General features: G+C 59.5%; 17 protein-coding genes and 3 pseudogenes. 9 read left to right on the forward strand and 11 right to left on the reverse strand.

The annotated features are described in order from the left end of the window. Positions 1 to 70: 70 nt before the first annotated feature. Positions 71 to 1,354 (forward strand): OprD family porin, encoded by a 1,284-nt coding sequence (locus ACA064_RS10855; RefSeq protein WP_497673354.1) that lies wholly within the window; start codon positions 71 to 73, stop codon positions 1,352 to 1,354. A gap of 5 nt (positions 1,355 to 1,359) precedes the next feature. Here the strand turns inward: ACA064_RS10855 and ACA064_RS10860 are convergent, their stop codons facing one another. Then, positions 1,360 to 1,521 (reverse strand): hypothetical protein, encoded by a 162-nt coding sequence (locus ACA064_RS10860; RefSeq protein ID WP_497674368.1) that lies wholly within the window; start codon positions 1,519 to 1,521, stop codon positions 1,360 to 1,362. Between ACA064_RS10860 and ACA064_RS10865 the strand changes: the two genes are divergently transcribed. Continuing rightward, the gene (locus ACA064_RS10865) at positions 1,468 to 1,635 is read left to right on the forward strand and encodes a metallothionein (protein ID WP_150804446.1); all 168 of its coding nucleotides are present in this window, start codon (positions 1,468 to 1,470) and stop codon (positions 1,633 to 1,635) included. The genes ACA064_RS10860 and ACA064_RS10865 overlap by 54 nt on opposite strands. An 80-nt stretch (positions 1,636 to 1,715) precedes the next feature. On the opposite strand, the gene ACA064_RS10870 is transcribed toward ACA064_RS10865, so the two are convergent. Then, entirely contained in the window at positions 1,716 to 1,943 is a 228-nt protein-coding gene (locus ACA064_RS10870; protein ID WP_150804445.1) for a DUF6555 family protein, read from the reverse strand. A 321-nt stretch (positions 1,944 to 2,264) separates the two neighbouring features. Next, entirely contained in the window at positions 2,265 to 2,636 is a 372-nt protein-coding gene (locus ACA064_RS10875; RefSeq protein ID WP_497673355.1) for a DUF6124 family protein, read from the reverse strand. 746 nt (positions 2,637 to 3,382) lie between these two features. On the opposite strand from ACA064_RS10875, the gene selD reads away from it, so the two are divergent. Both selD and mnmH read left to right on the forward strand, forming a co-directional pair. Then, positions 3,383 to 4,417, forward strand: coding sequence for a selenide, water dikinase SelD (selD, locus tag ACA064_RS10880; RefSeq protein WP_497673356.1), 1,035 nt, complete (start codon positions 3,383 to 3,385; stop codon positions 4,415 to 4,417). Continuing rightward, complete coding sequence (gene mnmH, locus ACA064_RS10885) at positions 4,417 to 5,511, forward strand: tRNA 2-selenouridine(34) synthase MnmH (protein WP_497673357.1); 1,095 nt, start codon at positions 4,417 to 4,419, stop codon at positions 5,509 to 5,511. Before selD ends, mnmH begins: the two co-directional genes overlap by 1 nt. 278 nt (positions 5,512 to 5,789) lie before the next feature. Here the strand turns inward: mnmH and ACA064_RS10890 are convergent, their stop codons facing one another. Continuing rightward, positions 5,790 to 6,464 (reverse strand): histidine phosphatase family protein, encoded by a 675-nt coding sequence (locus tag ACA064_RS10890; protein WP_497673358.1) that lies wholly within the window; start codon positions 6,462 to 6,464, stop codon positions 5,790 to 5,792. A gap of 370 nt (positions 6,465 to 6,834) precedes the next feature. Here ACA064_RS10890 and ACA064_RS10895 point away from each other — a divergent pair, with 370 nt between their 5' ends. Both ACA064_RS10895 and ACA064_RS10900 read left to right on the forward strand, forming a co-directional pair. Further along, the gene (locus tag ACA064_RS10895; RefSeq protein ID WP_497673359.1) at positions 6,835 to 7,539 is read left to right on the forward strand and encodes a glutathione S-transferase N-terminal domain-containing protein; all 705 of its coding nucleotides are present in this window, start codon (positions 6,835 to 6,837) and stop codon (positions 7,537 to 7,539) included. Positions 7,540 to 7,599: 60 nt separating this feature from the next. Then, a pseudogene (locus tag ACA064_RS10900) lies at positions 7,600 to 7,965 on the forward strand (PhzF family phenazine biosynthesis protein); the annotation flags it as partial. A 152-nt stretch (positions 7,966 to 8,117) separates the two neighbouring features. On the opposite strand, the gene ACA064_RS10905 reads toward ACA064_RS10900, so the two are convergent. Further along, the gene (locus tag ACA064_RS10905) at positions 8,118 to 8,576 is read right to left on the reverse strand and encodes a GNAT family N-acetyltransferase (RefSeq protein WP_497673360.1); all 459 of its coding nucleotides are present in this window, start codon (positions 8,574 to 8,576) and stop codon (positions 8,118 to 8,120) included. A 42-nt stretch (positions 8,577 to 8,618) separates the two neighbouring features. After that, the gene (locus ACA064_RS10910) at positions 8,619 to 10,139 is read right to left on the reverse strand and encodes an FAD-dependent oxidoreductase (protein WP_497673361.1); all 1,521 of its coding nucleotides are present in this window, start codon (positions 10,137 to 10,139) and stop codon (positions 8,619 to 8,621) included. A 462-nt stretch (positions 10,140 to 10,601) separates the two neighbouring features. Between ACA064_RS10910 and ACA064_RS10915 the strand changes: the two genes are divergently transcribed. After that, complete coding sequence (locus tag ACA064_RS10915; RefSeq protein WP_497673362.1) at positions 10,602 to 11,696, forward strand: DUF1615 domain-containing protein; 1,095 nt, start codon at positions 10,602 to 10,604, stop codon at positions 11,694 to 11,696. Positions 11,697 to 11,785: 89 nt separating this feature from the next. Here the strand turns inward: ACA064_RS10915 and ACA064_RS10920 are convergent. Next, positions 11,786 to 12,022, reverse strand: a pseudogene (locus ACA064_RS10920) (hypothetical protein); the annotation flags it as partial. Positions 12,023 to 12,496: 474 nt separating this feature from the next. On the opposite strand from ACA064_RS10920, the gene ACA064_RS10925 reads away from it, so the two are divergent. After that, positions 12,497 to 12,922 carry a PaaI family thioesterase gene (locus ACA064_RS10925; RefSeq protein ID WP_497673363.1) on the forward strand — a complete coding sequence of 142 codons (426 nt, stop codon included), beginning with the start codon at positions 12,497 to 12,499 and terminating at the stop codon, positions 12,920 to 12,922. On the opposite strand, the pseudogene ACA064_RS10930 reads toward ACA064_RS10925, so the two are convergent. The 4 genes and pseudogenes from ACA064_RS10930 to ACA064_RS10945 all read right to left on the reverse strand — a co-directional run. After that, positions 12,919 to 13,308 (reverse strand): annotated as a pseudogene (locus ACA064_RS10930) (EamA family transporter); the annotation flags it as partial. The gene ACA064_RS10925 and the pseudogene ACA064_RS10930 overlap by 4 nt on opposite strands. 215 nt (positions 13,309 to 13,523) lie before the next feature. Beyond that, positions 13,524 to 14,705, reverse strand: coding sequence for an acetyl-CoA C-acetyltransferase (locus tag ACA064_RS10935; protein WP_497673364.1), 1,182 nt, complete (start codon positions 14,703 to 14,705; stop codon positions 13,524 to 13,526). Positions 14,706 to 14,719: 14 nt separating this feature from the next. Further along, positions 14,720 to 15,382 carry a CoA transferase subunit B gene (locus ACA064_RS10940; protein WP_497673365.1) on the reverse strand — a complete coding sequence of 221 codons (663 nt, stop codon included), beginning with the start codon at positions 15,380 to 15,382 and terminating at the stop codon, positions 14,720 to 14,722. 51 nt (positions 15,383 to 15,433) lie between these two features. Continuing rightward, a complete protein-coding gene (locus ACA064_RS10945; protein ID WP_150641694.1) occupies positions 15,434 to 16,132 on the reverse strand; it encodes a CoA transferase subunit A in 699 nt (232 codons plus the stop codon). A gap of 175 nt (positions 16,133 to 16,307) precedes the next feature. Between ACA064_RS10945 and ACA064_RS10950 the strand changes: the two genes are divergently transcribed. Next, positions 16,308 to 17,210, forward strand: coding sequence for a LysR family transcriptional regulator (locus ACA064_RS10950; protein WP_497673366.1), 903 nt, complete (start codon positions 16,308 to 16,310; stop codon positions 17,208 to 17,210). Positions 17,211 to 17,214 lie beyond the last annotated feature (4 nt).

Raw genomic sequence — 17,214 nt, forward strand, 5'->3', positions numbered from 1 at the left:
TGGGACAGTTCATCCCGATCGGCCTTTTGCTGCCTGCGATAACAATGAATAGTCGAACAATGAGTTGATAATGATAAGAACATCTCATGTGTCCCGCGTGTCTGTCGCTTTAACGCTATGCAGTTTTACCGCCGGTGCCTGTGCCGGTTTCATCGAAGAGGGCAAAGGCAGCCTGGAGCTTCGCAACTTCTATTTCAGCCGGGATTTTCGTGACAGTGGCGCCACGCAATCGAAACGCGAAGAGTGGGCGCAAGGCTTTATCCTGCGTTTGCAATCCGGTTTCACCGAGGGGGCGGTGGGCTTTGGTGTCGATGCCATCGGCATGCTGGGCTTGAAACTCGACTCCAGTCCTGACCGCAGCGGTTCGGGCTTGTTGCCCAGAAACTCGAACAAGCGCGCCGAGGACAATTATTCAAAAGCGGCGGTGATAGCCAAGGCCAGGTTTGCCGACAGCCTGCTGCAGGTGGGCGGCTTGAGCCCACAATTGCCGCTGTTGGCCTCCAACACCAGCCGTCTGTTTCCACAGGTATTCAATGGCGCGCAGTGGGTATCGAAGGATATTGATTCGCTGACATTGACCCTGGGCGAAGTCGATTCGGTAAAGCAACGCGATTCTTCCAACTCCGAAGAGCTGACCATCATGAGCCAGCAAGGGGCTTATTCGACCAGCATCAACAGCGATCGGCTTATTTACGCTGGGGCTGACTACCAAGTACTGCCGAACCTGAGCCTCAGTTTTCACTCCAGCGAGCTGGAAGACTTCTTTCGCCGGGATTTCTATGGGTTGAAATTCAGCCAGGCGCTCGGCCCGGGCAAGGCATTTGTCGAACTGCGGTATTTCGATGCCAGGGAAACCGGCCGGCAACTGGTTGGCGAGGTGGATAACCGGACCATCAGCAGCAACCTTGGCTATTCCATGGCCGGTCATACGCTCAGCGGCGGCTATCAGAAGGTCTCTGGTGATACCGCGTATGCCTATGTGGGCGGCAGCGATACTTACCTGTTCAGCGAGATGCAGGTCAGCACCTTCGCCATGGCCAACGAACGGGTCTGGCACGCGCGTTACGACTATGACTTCGCCGCCCTCGGCGTGCCGGGCCTGAGCTTCGGACTGCGTTACGTCAAGGGTGATGATGTCGACGCCAGCCGTATCCGCACCACCAAGGCGGCTGGCTTGCGCGCCAGCGGCGAAACGGGTCATGAATGGGAGCGCGCCACTGACTTTGGGTATGTGGTTCAGGGCGGACCTTTGAAAAACCTGGGAGTGCGTTGGCGTTATGCAACCAACCGCTCCAATTACGCCGATAGCGCCGATGAGCATCGAGTGATTCTGAACTACGCCTTCAACTTTTGAGTCGATCAAGCAGGAGCAGGATCGTCAGGCACCCGGATCGGCAAAGCGCGCTCACTGAGTGAGGTGCGGCTGCTAAGCTTTGCCTTGACGACCACAACAATGGAGTCGAACTCATGGCAAATGACATCTGTGCCTGTAAAGACTGCAACTGCAAAATCGGCGAGCATTCCATCGTCCGTCACGGCAAGCACTATTGCTGCCAGGCGTGTGCCGATCATCACCCCAATGGAGAAGCGTGCGCTTCAAGCGGCTGCAAGTGTGCCAAGGGTGCTCACGGCTGACGCTGCTGCTTGCTGATTGAAGAGGGAGCCGGGTACGGCAGGCGCTGATCGGCCTGCCGTCCGGCGTAGCGAATCGACGATCAGTTGGTCGGTCGCCAGGTGACGTTTTCTATGCCGAATTTCTCGGCCACCGGTCTGCTGGTTTTTTTCACTTTCTCCAGGCCGAACCGACCAATCCGGCCGACCCCCGCATCACAACTCGCCCAGTGCCAAGCCTCTGCATTGTCCATTTTGTCCAGGCGGATGATGAAAGACTTTGGCGTGCCGTGCAGTGTGTATTCAATAACGAAAAGTTTTGCGTTGTTCATAGATCCGCTATTCCTCCCTGTTGGTAAATCAAATGATCCCTGGCGTCACGGAAAATTCACTCGAAATGGCGGACGGAAACATCTTGTTAGATGTCGTCATGCTTCGCGGTCCGAGTGGGTTGGTTCTCCAGCGTGGTGGCATCCGTTTGAGTGTATTTTCGCCTGCGCAGGAATGCGATCTAGGAAGCACCACAGACCCAATGTGGGAGCAGCCAGTCGACGCTCGATTGCTCGCGATAGCGGACCGGCAGTCTAAACTGTCATCGCGAGCAAGCTCGCTCCCACAGGGTCCGTGCCAGGCGGGCGCCTGTGGCTGACCCGTTACTTCGCCGAGTCGCGTGGATCGACCTTATCCAGCACACGATTCGCTAACAGTTCGCCCAGTTCGATCATCTGCTGAATACCCAGCGCGAAATACCGGCGCGAGCCTTCCAGTTCGAATGCCAGGTCGCTGACCATCACATTGGCCGAGGCCAGGGTTTCGCTAAGGTTGACCAACAGGCGCTCGGTATCGATGCCGTCGACCACGGTGAAGATGTTCGGCGATATCGGGACGGTTTTTGGTTTGGATTCGCACGGCAGCAGGTGGAAATCGAGGGCGCGTTCGGCGGCTTGGTGGAGCTTTTTTGGATCGAGGGAAGTATAGGGGGAGGTGCTTTCGGTTTCAGGGGGATTGGGGGTTACTTTGAACATGGAGACGCTCCTTGATGAATGGAGCCGCGGCCTATTGCTACCAAACGATAGGGTGGCGACTGTACGCAGGTTGGTAGACCGGGCACCAAGGAATCCGGCGCGCTCGAGAGCGCCCTACGCACAACCGCCATAACAAAACAGCAGGCGACAAAAAAGCGCCAACTGATTGGAAACGTCGGCGCTGTGCGCCTTGATGAGCTAGGGCTACCAAACCCGGTCGCTGAATTGGCAGCGACTGGGGAACGATAGAGACGGGCAGCTCGGCGCACAAGCCGGCGGATTCTGGCGCAGTTGTAGGCAGCTATGCAAGGCGGCGTAGGAACTGCCGAAGCTTAATCCGGCTAGCGGCCGATTCGCCAACAGAGGAATGCGATCTAGAAAACACCACAGACCAAATGTGAGAGCGAGCTTGCTCGCGATAGCGGACAGACAGTCACATGATTTTTGAATGTTAAACCGTCATCGCGAGCAAGCCCGCTCCCACAAGGTCAGTGCGATTTGGAAGGCTGTCGAAGAGCAAGATCAAAAGATCGCAGCCTGCGGCAGCTCCTACACGGGGATTTGCGTACACCCGATCAATCACCTGTGTACGAGGTTGGCGTAGGAGCTGGCGCAGCCTGCGATCTTTTGATTCTGATTCTGATCCTGGTCAACTGGCGAACCACCCGAAGATCGCACCCTGTGGAAATTCCTGCGGGGCGACGTTGCTGTAGAATCACTCACCTTGACTTGACGAGGTGCACCCCATGAGCGAGCCGATTCGCCTGACCCAGTACAGCCACGGCGCAGGCTGCGGCTGCAAGATTTCGCCCCAGGTGCTGGAGGTGATTCTGGCCGGCAGTGGTGCGCAGAACCTCGATCCGAAACTCTGGGTCGGCAACGCCTCCCGCGATGACGCGGCGGTGTATGCCATCGATGAAGAGCGCGGCGTGGTATCGACCACTGACTTCTTCATGCCGATCGTCGACGATCCATTCGATTTCGGCCGTATCGCCGCGACTAATGCCATCAGCGACATCTATGCCATGGGCGGCGATCCGTTGATGGCGATTGCGATTCTTGGCTGGCCGGTCAACGTGCTGGCGCCGGAGATTGCCCGGGAAGTGATTCGTGGGGGGCGTTCGATCTGCGACGAGGCGGGGATCCCGTTGGCCGGTGGGCACTCCATCGACGCACCGGAGCCGATCTTCGGCCTGGCCGTCACCGGGCTGGTGGAAAAGCGCCATATGAAGCGCAACGACACCGCCACCGCCGGTTGCCTGCTGTACCTGACCAAACCCCTGGGCATCGGCATCCTGACCACGGCCGAGAAGAAGGGCAAGCTGCGCGACGCCGATGTCGGTCTGGCTCGCGACTGGATGTGCACTTTGAACAAGCCCGGCAGCCGTTTTGGCAAGCTGGCGGGCGTGACGGCGATGACCGATGTCACCGGTTTTGGTCTGCTCGGGCATCTGGTGGAAATGGCCGATGGCAGTGGCGTGACCGCGCGCATCGAATATGATCGCGTGCCGCGCCTGCCGGGGGTCGAGTATTACCTTGATCTAGGCTGCGTGCCGGGCGGAACCCTGCGCAACTTCGACAGCTATGCCAGCAAGGTCGGTCGCGTCCAGGAGTTGCACAAGCGGGTACTCTGCGATCCGCAAACCAGCGGCGGATTGCTGGTGGCGGTGACTCCCGAGGGCAACTCGCAGTTCCTCGCGGTTGCCGCCGAGCTGGGTCTCAGCCTTGAGCCGATCGGTGAACTGGTTGCCCGACAGACTAACGCGGTAGAGGTGTTCTGATGCCCATCGACACCACCGACTACCGCGACATCTTCCTCAACGACCGGCCGATGATGGATACCCGTGCCCCGGTCGAGTTCACCAAGGGCGCCTTTTCCGGGGTGATCAACTTGCCATTGATGACCGACAACGAGCGGCAACGGGTGGGTACTTGTTACAAAGAGCATGGCCAGCAGGCGGCCATCGCTCTCGGTCACCAGTTGGTGACCGGCGCCATCAAGGCCGAACGCATCCAGGCCTGGGCTGACTTTGCCCGGGCCCATCCCGATGGTTATCTGTATTGTTTTCGCGGTGGCTTGCGTTCGCAGATCGTCCAGCAATGGCTCAAGGACGAGGCCGGCATCGACTACCCGCGAGTTGCCGGTGGCTACAAGGCAATGCGCACCTTTCTGCTGGAGACGGTGGATCAAGCAATCGCGCAGTGCGATTTCATTCTGCTCGGCGGCATGACCGGCACCGGCAAGACCGAGCTGCTCACGCAGTTGAGCAACGGTCTGGACCTGGAAGGCCACGCCAATCATCGCGGCTCCAGTTTCGGCAAGCGGGCGACCGGCCAACCCTCCAACATCGATTTCGAGAACCGCTTGGCCGTCGATGTGCTGAAGAAGCGCGCCGGGGGCATCGAGCAGTTCGTGCTGGAGGATGAGAGTCGCATGGTTGGGAGCTGCGCTTTGCCATTGCCGCTGTATCAGGGCATGCAGCGCTTTCCCATGGTCTGGCTCGAAGACAGCCTGCAAGGGCGGGTCGAGCGGATCCTGCGCGATTACGTGATCGACCTGTGTGCCGAGTTCATCGCGGTGCATGGCGAACAGGGTTTTGCACTGTTTTCCGAGCGCCTGCTGGCGAGCTTGAATAACATTCACAAGCGCCTGGGCGGCGAGCGTCACCAGCGGATGCTGGCGCTCATGGAGGCGGCATTGGCGCAGCAGGCGAGTAGCGGGGCGGTGGATCAGCACCGTGCCTGGATCGAAGGTTTGCTGAGTGAGTACTACGACCCGATGTATGCCTTTCAGCGTGAGAGCAAAAACGATCGCATCGAGTTTGTCGGCGGGCAGGCTGCCGTGCTCGAGTATCTGTGTGAGCGCGGCAGGTGATCTTTGTTGGCTGCAAGTCCGGCGATTGAATGCGGGCGGGTGTGGGGCCCTTCCGGCCCCCATCGCGAGCAAGCCCGCTCCCACATTAAATCTGCGTTGACCGCCGATTTTGCGGCGAGACTCGGTCAAGTGTGGGAGCGGGCTTGCTCGCGATTGGCCCTGGAGCACACCGCAATCATTGCATTAAACCCAATATCGCCCTGGCTTAAAGCAACACAGAACGGCGCATCATAACTCAGTGCCGTTGACCCCGCTGCGCGTGGCTTGCAGCCGACCGACTATGTCGGGCAATCCTCTGCCCCGTCGTCCAGGCCTTGCTTGTAGCTGTGGCTGAGCAAAGTCGCCTTGCCGTTGTGCCAGGTCAGCGTCAGTACGAACAACGAGTCGAAATCGCTGGATTTCCAGTCATCGGTGATGGTTTGTTTTTTGCCGATGGCTTCTTCAGCCACTTTGTTGATCAGTTCCGGCAGGTAGCCGTGGGACCAGGCGGTGTAGATGGTCGAGTTGTGGTACTTGTCTTCCAGCAGTTCGTCAGCCAGATCGCTGGTGTCATTGGCCGAGAAGTTGATGTTCACCGGCAGCCCGAGCTTTATCGCGCTGGGACTGATGGTCATCAGCGGTCTGATATAGCTGTAGGAATTGTCCTGTTCGCCTTCCTCGACGTTGCGCGTCGGGTTGGCGGCGAACACATAATTGGCCTTGCCGAACTTTTCCGGCAGCAGGGTGGCCAGATCGATGGCGCGGTTCAGCCCCTGGCAGTTGAGCTGGCCGAGACCACCGGCGGGTTTTTCCGCATGACGCAGGAATACCAGGGTCTGAATTCCGTCTGCCGGTTGGGCACGGCTTTCGCGGGCCTCCAGCGCCAGGAACAACGCACCGGCCACCAATAGCGCGGACAAGGCTATATAGGGCCGGTTTTTCAGGCGTTTGACGAAATTCGGGGGGATCTTCATTGAATTGTTGATCTTCAGCGCTTTCGATTGAGGTTGACAAACCTGTCCACTGGGAGCTTCCGGCTCTGCGTGGTTTTCCATGTCGTTGAGGATGTAGTTTGGTTCGATTACCAAAAGGATACTTTTCAGAGTCCGTTGAAGCCGTTTGGTTCGATTCCCGCCAATTCGCAGCACTTTATCCGGCCTGGAGCGTGGTTGATAGCAAGGTTATCGACAATATGTTGCGGATTTAAGAAGGGGCAGGCGCAATGGCCCGTGGTTGACGGTTCCAGTGGGTTATTGCAATAAATGTCGACCTATAATCAAGCCGCCGTAAGAGCCAGGTCTGTGACCAGCCCTCAGCAATCCTTACTGTTAATGGAAGTACACCATGACCGATCTTTCCGCTTTTCCCATCAGCCAGAAATGGCCCGCGCAGTATCCTGAGTGGATCCAGCTGTATTCCTTGCCGACCCCCAATGGTGTCAAGGTGTCGATCATGCTCGAAGAGATCGGGCTGCCCTACGAGCCGCACCGTGTGGCTTTCGACAGCAATGACCAGCTGTCCCCCGAGTTTCTCTCGCTCAACCCCAGCAACAAAATCCCGGCGATCATCGACCCCCACGGCCCCGGTGATCGACCGCTGGCATTGTTCGAGTCCGGGGCGATTCTGATCTACCTGGCCGACAAGAGCGGGCAACTGCTGGCGCAAGAGTCGGCGGCGCGCTACGAGACGATCCAGTGGCTGATGTTCCAGATGTCGGGCATCGGCCCGATGTTCGGCCAGGTCGGCTTCTTCCATAAATTCGCCGGCAAGGAATTCGAAGACAAGCGCCCCCGTGACCGTTTTGTCACGGAGAGCCAGCGCTTGCTGAATGTGCTTGAACAGCAACTCACCGGGCGCAACTGGATCATGGGCGATCGCTACACCATCGCCGATATCGCCACCTTTCCCTGGGTGCGCAATCTGATCGGGTTTTATGAAGCGGGGGATCTGGTGGGGATCAACAACTACCCCAACGTATTGCGGGTGCTGGAACGCTTCGTGGCGCGGCCAGCGGTCATTCGCGGTCTGGAAATCCCCAAACAACTCTAATCATGACCAGGACGGACAATGAGTAAATTCGCTTTCAAGTAAGTAGACGTCTTCAGTCGCGTGCCACTCAAAGGCAATCCCCTGGCGGTGGTGTTCGCTGCCGACGAACAGAGCGATGAGCGCATAGCGGCCTTCGCCAGCTGGACCAAGCTCAGCGAAACCACTTTCGTGCTGCAACCCCGCGATCCACGGGCCGACTACCGCGTACGGATTTTCACCACCCTGCAGGAACTGCCATTCGCCGGCCATCCGACCCTGGGCACTTGCCATGCCTGGCTCGAGGCCGGCGGTATCGCCAGGGGCGAGGAGATCATTCAGGAATGCGGCGTCGGCCTGGTGCGGATTCGTCGACAGGGGGCCGACCTTGCGTTCCTCGCACCGCCCTTGCTCAGATCCGGTCCGCTGGAAGCCGATCTGTTGGAGCGGGACCATGGGCCGTGCCGGGAGAATCCAGGTCGAACAGATCGGCGATGAGATCTGGATCGGCGGTGCGGCAGTGACCTGTATCGAGGGTAGCCTGAGTTTGTAGAGAGGTTAACGACCAGGCTGTCTGAAGAGCTCGACAGCCTGTAATCCGCTTACTCATCCAGCTCCCGCTCCATGATGATGGTGCGTTCATCGCCATGGTAGCTGTCGCGTACTGCCCTGAAGCCGAGTTTTGAGTAGAAGCGCTCCGCCGTGACCGTAGACGGTACGCTCAGTGAGGCCACGCCCATCTCGCGGGCGCTTCGTTCGAGTTCATTCATGAGCTGCCTGCCGACACCTTGGCCTTGCGCATCAGGGGTGACGAACACCGAGCGCACGACGCTGCCATCGAGGCTGGCGGTGCCGACAAGGTGATCGTCGGCCACTGCGACGAAGACCTTGCGCTGTGCCAGAAAAACCAACATTGCCCCAGGGCTGAAGCTCAGTTCCACTCGCTCGATGACACTCGCTGAGTAGTCCTTGGCATTGGTAGTTCGCAGCGCCGCCAGAATGACGGCGCTAATGGACGCTGCATCGCTTTCCCTCGCCAAACGAACTTCACATTCCATCATTATCATCTTCCTTGAAGGGTTGATTCCGAGCAGGTCAGCCGCTCAGGGCTTAATCCCGCGTTCGCTGAAGTAACGATCGAGCACCTTTGGATCGCTGGACTGTTCCGCGAGCGCCACGTAGGTGTCGGGCCGCAGCAGATAGAAGCCGTTGCGCGCAAGACCGGCCGCTTCATAAGCAGCTTTCCATTGAAAGATGTGCAGCGCCACGCCGTGATCCAGGCACCAGGCCACCAGTGGGTCACTGGCAAGCCCATACACATGGACCTGCCAGGACAAGCTCGTCAGCGAGTGGAAGTTATCGGAATCGTTATCCGGCGCCCAGGGTAACCGATCACCACCATGCACCTCGCCAGCGCTGCCGCTGCTCAGGGGCATCTCTCGATAGTTCAGGGTGATCTGCGAAATCGTCCGGAACAGATACTCGCGTACCGCTTCCAGTGAAGTGACTTTGGGGATCAGCAGCGGGGCGAGGCGGGTCCGCACCAGGCCGGCAATCGGCCCATCGGCGGTGACGAAACTGAACACTCGGTCGGTGGTCGCCACCAGCCGCCGGGCAAATCCGATGCGTTCGGTTTCATAGGTGTCGAGCAGGCTGTCCGAGGCTTTGCCGGTCAGCACCGCGGCGAGTTTCCAGGCGAGATTGATCGCGTCGCCAATCCCGGTGTTCATGCCCTGGCCACCAGCCGGGCTATGGACATGGGCTGCGTCGCCGAGCAGAAACGCTCGGCCAGTGCGAAAGTGCTCGGCCACCCGGTGATGCACGCGATAGGTCGAGAACCAGTTCACCTTCAGCACCTGGACCTGCAGTTGCTCGATCGCCCGGCGACTGACGTCCTCGAACTTGAGCGTCTCTGCGTGTTCGGCGCGCTCGTCGCGGACCGTGCCGATCAACCGCGCACGTCCAGTGCCGGCCAGGGGGAAGACGGCAAGGAAGTCCGCTTCGTCGAGATCCACATGCAGCTCGCCATTGATTGCCGGACCTTGCGCGTCCACGTCGGCCACGTAGAAAACCTGCTGATAGGTGCCGCCGGGAAAGCCGGTGTCGAGGGTCTTGCGCACGGTCGAACGCGCGCCGTCGCAGCCGGCAAAGTAACGGGCCTCACAGGTTTCTTCCTGGCCTTGGGCGCCAAGCAGGTGGGCCATGACGCAGCCGTCGGCTTCGGTGAAACCCTTGAGTTCGGTTTCGCGCTCGACCGATACACCGAACCTTTCCAGGCGTTCGATCAGCAGCTGTTCGTGTTGATCCTGAGGATATATTTCGAGGAACGAATAAGGTGTCAGGCCTTTGCCGATGGTTTCGAGGGGCAGGCGCGCAGTCTGTTTGCCCTTGACCCAGAAATTGGCCGCTCGTACTTGGTGGCCAGCCTGCTGGACGGCGTCTGTAAGGTCGAGCTGGCGGTAGAGTTCAAGGGTTCGCGCCTGGACCGCCAAGGCTCGGGATGTGGTGCCGGGCGCCGAGGTCTTGTCGAGGATTCGCACCTTGATCCCCAGCTTGCTGAGCCAGAGTGCCAGAACCAGACCGGTCGGCCCGGCACCAATGATCAGAACGTCGCAGCGATTCATGTCGTTGCCCTCCGGTAGAGATCAATTACATGGCGGAGATTGTGCGCCTATGTTGTCAGTCTGGCAGCTCAGCGTGGTGGGAAAGAATGGTTAAGAGAAGGAGAGCCGAGCGCAGACCTGTGGCAAGGGGGCTTACTGTGGCGAGGGGGCTTGCCCCCGTTGGGTCGCGAAGCGGCCCTAAAATCTGCAACCGCAATTTTTCAGGAAAAACGCATCCACTGATTTTACGACTGCTTCGCAGCCGAACGGGGGCAAGTCCCCTCGCCACAAGGTTTTGCGCCTGGCCTGTAGCAGCGCGCAGTCCTCTGAAATTCAATTGAAGTACAACGGCATCTCCTTTTCCACTGCCAAGGGCATGGAGCCGGCACCTGACATTGAACAGCCGTTCGACTCAAGGGTCGATATCCGCGGCGGCTTTGTTCATAGTCGCCCCATTGGCCCAACAGTTTTATTCGGGAAAACATGCGCGCAAATCGATTAATCATGGGTATCGCCACCTTGCTGGTGCTGGCCGGCTGCGTCAGCCAGCGCACCCAGGAGCCGCCGGCGCGACCGGCCGAAGTGAAGGCGAAGATTGTTCGGCTATTGCCGCCGAAGACCGTTGACCGCGAGGGCTGGGCCACCGACATCTACGCAGCCTTCGCCGCGCAAGGCATCCCGCCGACCACGGAAAACCTCTGCTCGGTGTTGGCAGTGACCGAACAGGAGTCGACTTTCCAGGTCGATCCCGCGGTGCCAGGCCTGGGGAGAATCGCCCGGGAGGAAATCGACCGCCGAGCTGCAGCGGTGCATGTCCCCGGTTTATTGGTCAATGGTGCCTTGATGGCTCGCTCGTCAACCGGCAAGAGCTACAGCGAGCGCCTGAATGCCGCCCGTACCGAAAAGGAACTCAGCGGCATTTTCGACGACTTCATCGGCATGGTGCCAATGGGGCGCACGCTGTTCGGGAGCTTCAATCCGGTGCATACCGGCGGGCCGATGCAAGTCAGCATCGACTTTGCCGAAAGCCAGGCCCAGGACTATCCCTATCCCATGGAAGGCACGATTCGCCGTGAGGTGTTCAGCCGGCGCGGCGGCATGTACTTCGGTATCGCGCATCTGCTGGGTTATCCGGTGAGTTACACCAAACCGCTATACCGCTTCGCCGATTTTAATGCCGGTTGGTACGCCAGCCGCAACGCCGCTTTCCAGAACGCCGTCAGTCGCGCTACGGGCATCCCCTTGGCACTCGATGGCGACCTGATTCGCCCCGGCTCAATCATGCCTGGCTCCACGGAACTGGCGGTGCGCACCCTGGGCAAGCAACTGGGCCTGCGCAACCCGACGATCAGACGCCAACTGGAGCAGGGCGACAGCCTGGAATTCGAAGACAGCACGCTCTACCGGCGAGTCTTCGCCCTGGCCGAGCAGGCCGAAGGCAAACCCCTGCCGCGTGCGGTGCTGCCGGGTATCGTCCTGCAAAGCCCGAAAATCACCCGCAAACTGACCACCGCCTGGTTCGCCAAACGAGTTGATGAGCGTCATCAGCGCTGCATGAAAAGGGCTGCGGGTCGTTGACCGGACGAACTGATCACCCATAAAAAAGCCCGGCTGAGCAAGCCGGGCTTTTGGGTTGAGTACTGCTGTAAGGCTATTCATGCATGGTTCTGATTCTGAGTCAGGCGATCGGAACCACCTTCAGCGACGCGGTTTTCGATCAGGCGATCCGAACCACCTTCAGCGACGCGGTTTTCGATCAGGCGATCGGAGCCACCTTCAGCGACGCGGTTTTCGATCAGGCGATCGGAGCCGCCTTCAGCGATGACTGGTTGAACCGAGGAAGCGGCAAAAGCGTTGGCTGCAAGTACCGAGAAAGCGATGCTGAGAAAGATTTGGCGTTTCATGGTGGTGTGCTCCGGGGAGTCATAAGTGGGTATGGAGCTGATGTTACGCGACAGGATTTTTATGAGAACTTCATTGGGTCGATGGTGAACATCGACGCCAATGATGGGAGTGGGCGAACGCCAGTCAGTCAAGTGTAGAGGCGCCGAATGCAGAACCTGTGGCGAGGGAGCTTGCTCCCGCTGGAGTGCGAAGCGCTCCCAAAACCTGTACCCACCGTATGTCAGGTAGAACTCATTAGCCTGCTTTACGACTGCTGCGCAGCCGAACGGGAGCAAGCTCCCTCGCCACAATTGATCGTCAGGTCAGAGATCTTTGTTAACTGACCGGCATTGGAGCAAGGGCACTGTCGAGCCTTGGCTTATACCACTGGATTTGCCTCATTGATCTCAATGGTCGCCGCCGCAGATTTGCACTACACATCAATCACATCACGCCGGGTATACGGCTCTGAAATACTCCAGGGAAGACCACCCATGACTGACTCCCCACTCCCCGAGGGCTTCATCCCTCTACCCCGCAGCAGTCCTCTGCTCGAACTGCTCGGCCCGGTGTATTGCCGGGGCAGCGGCTTGCAACTGGAGATCGGTCTGCGGGCTGACCAGCGTCATGCCAATGGCCGTGGCACCGTGCACGGTGGGGTGCTGGCGACCCTGGCGGATATCGGGATGGGGTATGCCATGGCCTTTTCCAGCGATCCGCCATTGCCGCTCATTACCGCCAGCATGACCCTGGATTACCTCGGCGCGGCGCACGTTGGCGAGTGGCTGGAAGTACGCCTCGAACATTCCAAACGCGGACGCCAGATGGCCTTTGCCACTGTCAGCCTGCAGGTGGGAGCGCGCGTAGTGGCACGGGCCAATGGGGTGTTTGCGGTGCCTCAGGAACCTAAGCCCGACTAGATCTTGCCAACAGCAACGGCGAGCCGTCCACGCTCCAGGTTCAGCGCCAGGACACTGACCAGAATGATGGTTGCGCCCAATACCACCATCAGAGAAGGTCGCTCTCCAAGGAGAAAGGAGGCCATCAGCATTGCCATGGGCGGTATCAGGTAAAGCGTCATCGCGGCGCGAGTCAGGTCGAGCTGGGTCAGGACATCGGCCCATGCGAGATAGGCCAGTGCGCTCGGAAAAATGCCCAGGATCACTACTGCAAGATCAACGTTCATCGGCGCTCGTGCAGTCTCGCTGGCCAGCCCTGGCAAGTAAATCAGCAGCAGCGTCGTCCCCGACCAGACCGTGTAGCAGACCAGCGTCAAACCGCTATAGCGATGAGAGTGGCGTTCGCGATGCGTTCGTTGCGATGCTGCAGGCTGAATTTGAACTCGAGGGCAAGCGGGAAATTGCTGAGCAGAACCCCTAGACCAGGAGGCTGGAGGGCTGTCGTTGAGCCAATAGGCTCGAAGGGAATCCAGGCCAGGCGCGACCGGAGTCGCGCCTGGTTTCTTGCCAGGCAAAGCCGGATTTCGTGGATCCTGACTTTACCTGTTGAACGCTTGCAGGCTTACGCCCGCTCGATCGCCAGCGCTACACCCTGGCCGCCACCGATGCACAAAGTGGCGAGGCCTTTCTTGGCGTCACGCTTGATCATTTCATGCAGCAAGGACACCAGAATCCGGCATCCCGATGCACCGATCGGGTGACCCAATGCAATCGCGCCGCCATTGACGTTGACCTTGCTCGCGTCCCACTCCAGCTCTTTGCCGACTGCCAGGGACTGGGCGGCGAAGGCTTCGTTGGCTTCGATCAGGTCCAGCTCGCCGAGGCTCCAGCCGGCTTTTTTCAGGCACAGACGGGTCGCCGATACCGGGCCGATGCCCATGATCGCCGGGTCGACGCCGGCGTTGGCGTAGCTGGCGATCCGCGCCAGAACCGGCAAGCCCAGTTCCTTGGCTTTATCGGCGCTCATCAGCAGCACGGCAGCGGCGCCGTCATTGAGGCTGGAAGAGTTGCCGGCGGTGACGCCGCCATCTTTCTTGAATGCCGGTTTGAGCTTGGCCAGGGAGGCGGCGGTGGTCTCGGCGCGAGGTTGTTCGTCGACCGCGAAAGACACCGGATCGCCTTTGCGTTGCGGAATCAGGATCGGGGTGATTTCGTCAGCGAAGCGACCGGCTTCGATGGCGGCCGTAGCCTTTTGCTGCGAGGCGGCGGCGAAGGCATCCTGTTCCTCGCGGCCGAGGTTGTACTTGTCGACGATGTTCTCGGCGGTGAGACCCATGTGGTAGTCGTTGAACGCGTCCCACAGGCCGTCAGTGATCATGCTGTCGATCATCTTGGCGTGGCCCATGCGCAGGCCGGTGCGGGCAGCCGGCAAGACGTACGGCGCCAGGCTCATGTTTTCCATGCCGCCGGCGATGATCACTTGGGCATCGCCGCAGCGGATCGCCTGGGCGCCCAGGTGCAGGGCCTTGAGGCCCGAGCCGCAGACTTTGTTCAGGGTCATCGCGGGCACGGCGTGGGGCAGGCCGGCGAGGATCGAGGCCTGGCGTGCCGGGTTCTGGCCGCTGCCGGCGGTGAGTACCTGACCGAGAATGACTTCATCCACTTCGCTGGGGTTCAAGCCGGTCTGCTCCAGCAGACGGCGGATCACCGCTGCGCCGAGCTCCGGCGCGGGAATGCTGGCCAACGAACCCTGAAAGCTGCCGATGGCAGTACGGGTTGCGGCGACAATCACGACTTCTTGCATCGAATCACTCCTGATCAGGCGCTGAATTGCATTTCTGGAACGTGCTCAGGCACGATCAGTTTGCCGGCGGTCTTGCTGACGATTTCCTCGACGCTGACGCCGGGCGCGCGTTCCTTGAGGATGAACGCGCCGTCACGGATTTCCAGATACGCCAGGTCGGTCAGCACGCGTTTGATGCAGTTGGCGCCAGTCAGCGGCAGGCTGCAGCGCGACAACAGTTTCGACTCACCGTCCTTGGAGGCGTGGGTCATGGTGACGATGATGTTGTCGGCACCGGCTACCAGGTCCATCGCGCCGCCCATGCCCTTGACCAGTTTGCCGGGGATCATCCAGGAGGCGATGTTGCCTTGCACGTCGACTTCAAAGGCACCGAGTACGGTGAGATCGATATGGCCGCCGCGAATCATCGCGAAGGACTCGGCGGAAGAGAAAATCGACGCGCCGATCCGCGCGGTGACTGTTTGCTTGCCGGCATTGATCATGTCGGCGTCGACTTCATTTTCCCGAGGGAAGGAGCCCATGCCGAGCAGGCCGTTTTCCGATTGCAGCATGACTTCCATGCCTTCGGGGATGTAGTTGGCGACCAGGGTCGGAATGCCGATGCCGAGGTTCACGTAGTAGCCGTCCTGCATTTCGCGGGCGACGCGTTGAGCCATTTGTTCGCGGGTAAGAGCCATTATTGTTCTCCATGCTCTGTTATCAAGAGCTTCGGGCTGGATGGGCAGGGATCAGGAACGTACGGTGCGCTGTTCGATGCGCTTCTCGAAGGTTCCGCAAATGACCCGGTCCACGTAGATGCCAGGGGTGTGGATCTGCGTTGGGTCCAGCTCGCCCGGTTCGACGATTTCTTCGACTTCGACCACGGTGATCTTGCCGGCGGTGGCGGCCAGCGGGTTGAAGTTCTGTGCGGTGTGGCGATAGATGACGTTGCCGAAATGATCGGCTTTCCAGCCTTTGACGATGGCGAAGTCGCCGGTAATGGATTCTTCCATCAGGTACGGGCGACCCTTGAATTCGCGGGTTTCCTTGCCGTCGGCAACCGGAGTGCCATAGCCGGTGGCGGTAAAGAACGCCGGGATGCCGGCGCCGCCAGCGCGCATTTTTTCCGCCAGGGTGCCTTGGGGGGTGAGGACGACTTCGATTTCGCCGCTGAGCAGTTGCTTCTCGAACAGGGCGTTTTCACCGACATAGGAGGCGACCACTTTGCGGATCTGCCGGTCTTCCAGCAGCACGCCAAGGCCGAAACCGTCGACGCCGCAGTTGTTCGAAACCACGGTGAGATCGCGAGTGCCTTTGCGCTTGATCTCGGCGATCAGGTTTTCCGGGATGCCACACAGACCGAAGCCACCGGAAATCACGGTCATGCCGTCTTCCAGACCGGCCAATGCTTCCTCGTAGGAAGCCACGCGCTTATCGAAACCTGCCATATGCACCATCCTCTTTTATTCTTTGTGGGCGGCTGGCTAGCCGTATGGCAAAGAGTGTTGCTCTCGGAAATTCATTTGTTAAGTTGATTTTTAAGTTTGATTAATAGATAAAACAGAAGAATCAGCTGCAAGCTGCAAGCTGCAAGCCTCAAGACAAAAGCGTTGGGATATCGATATGACGGTTAAACAGATCCGAGCATTTCTTGCCGTGGCCCACAGCCTCAGCTTTGCCGTGGCCTGTGAGCGCCTGCACTTGTCGCAGTCGGCCCTGAGCCTGACGATCAAGGCATTGGAAGAAGGGCTGGGTGGCCGGCTGTTCAGCCGCACCACGCGCAATGTCGCACTGAGCCCGGAAGGCGAGGCGCTACTGCCGCTGGCCCGGCGGCTGATTGCCGATTGGGACAATGCCGAGGATGAACTGCGTCAACGCTTTACCCTGCAACGTGGCCGCGTGACCCTCGCAGCGATGCCTTCCTTTGCCGGTAATCTGTTGCCATCGATTCTGAAAACCTTTCGCTCGCGCTACCCCCACGTCAACGTCACGGTCAATGACGTGATCAACGAGCAGGTGCTGGAAATGGTCCGCGACCGGCAGGTGGAGTTGGGGGTGGCTTTCGAGCCGCAGCAGAGTTCCTCGCTGGAATTCACGCCCTTGTATATCGACCGCTTCGTGGCCGTAGTGCCCAGTCATTCGCCGCTGGCCGACTGCGGTGAAACCGACTGGCAATCCTTGTTGAAGCTGCCGTTCATTACTTTGCAACGGCCCTCGACGGTACGGGTCATGCTTGAGGAGCATTTGCAGGCGCGCAATATGAAACTGCCGGTGGAGCTGGAGAGCCACCAGTTGGCGACGGTCGGGCGGATGGTTGCCAGCGGACTGGGTGTGAGCGCGGTGCCAGCCTTGTGTGCCGGGCAGATGCACGAGCTGGGCGCGCGCTGCATCACCCTGCGCGACCCGCTGACCAGAGCCATCGGCGTGCTGACCAAACCGGGGCATGAGTTGTCGGCGGCGGCCCAGGCGCTGTTTGACATCTTGCAGGATGAACGGCTGGGGGAACGCTTTTCCGGTCTGGTTTAAGACG

The organism is Pseudomonas sp. LBUM1658 (assembly GCF_059716055.1).

What these genes read in the sequence shown, in the direction of transcription:
- ACA064_RS10855 (WP_497673354.1), top strand. Translation starts at nt 71, where the DNA reads ATGATAAGAACATCTCATGTGTCCCGCGTGTCTGTCGCTTTAACGCTA.
- ACA064_RS10865 (WP_150804446.1), top strand. Translation starts at nt 1,468, where the DNA reads ATGGCAAATGACATCTGTGCCTGTAAAGACTGCAACTGCAAAATCGGC.
- ACA064_RS10860 (WP_497674368.1), bottom strand. Translation starts at nt 1,521, where the DNA reads ATGCTCGCCGATTTTGCAGTTGCAGTCTTTACAGGCACAGATGTCATT.
- ACA064_RS10870 (WP_150804445.1), bottom strand. Translation starts at nt 1,943, where the DNA reads ATGAACAACGCAAAACTTTTCGTTATTGAATACACACTGCACGGCACG.
- ACA064_RS10875 (WP_497673355.1), bottom strand. Translation starts at nt 2,636, where the DNA reads ATGTTCAAAGTAACCCCCAATCCCCCTGAAACCGAAAGCACCTCCCCC.
- selD (WP_497673356.1), top strand. Translation starts at nt 3,383, where the DNA reads ATGAGCGAGCCGATTCGCCTGACCCAGTACAGCCACGGCGCAGGCTGC.
- mnmH (WP_497673357.1), top strand. Translation starts at nt 4,417, where the DNA reads ATGCCCATCGACACCACCGACTACCGCGACATCTTCCTCAACGACCGG.
- ACA064_RS10890 (WP_497673358.1), bottom strand. Translation starts at nt 6,464, where the DNA reads ATGAAGATCCCCCCGAATTTCGTCAAACGCCTGAAAAACCGGCCCTAT.
- ACA064_RS10895 (WP_497673359.1), top strand. Translation starts at nt 6,835, where the DNA reads ATGACCGATCTTTCCGCTTTTCCCATCAGCCAGAAATGGCCCGCGCAG.
- ACA064_RS10905 (WP_497673360.1), bottom strand. Translation starts at nt 8,576, where the DNA reads ATGATGGAATGTGAAGTTCGTTTGGCGAGGGAAAGCGATGCAGCGTCC.
- ACA064_RS10910 (WP_497673361.1), bottom strand. Translation starts at nt 10,139, where the DNA reads ATGAATCGCTGCGACGTTCTGATCATTGGTGCCGGGCCGACCGGTCTG.
- ACA064_RS10915 (WP_497673362.1), top strand. Translation starts at nt 10,602, where the DNA reads ATGCGCGCAAATCGATTAATCATGGGTATCGCCACCTTGCTGGTGCTG.
- ACA064_RS10925 (WP_497673363.1), top strand. Translation starts at nt 12,497, where the DNA reads ATGACTGACTCCCCACTCCCCGAGGGCTTCATCCCTCTACCCCGCAGC.
- ACA064_RS10935 (WP_497673364.1), bottom strand. Translation starts at nt 14,705, where the DNA reads ATGCAAGAAGTCGTGATTGTCGCCGCAACCCGTACTGCCATCGGCAGC.
- ACA064_RS10940 (WP_497673365.1), bottom strand. Translation starts at nt 15,382, where the DNA reads ATGGCTCTTACCCGCGAACAAATGGCTCAACGCGTCGCCCGCGAAATG.
- ACA064_RS10945 (WP_150641694.1), bottom strand. Translation starts at nt 16,132, where the DNA reads ATGGCAGGTTTCGATAAGCGCGTGGCTTCCTACGAGGAAGCATTGGCC.
- ACA064_RS10950 (WP_497673366.1), top strand. Translation starts at nt 16,308, where the DNA reads ATGACGGTTAAACAGATCCGAGCATTTCTTGCCGTGGCCCACAGCCTC.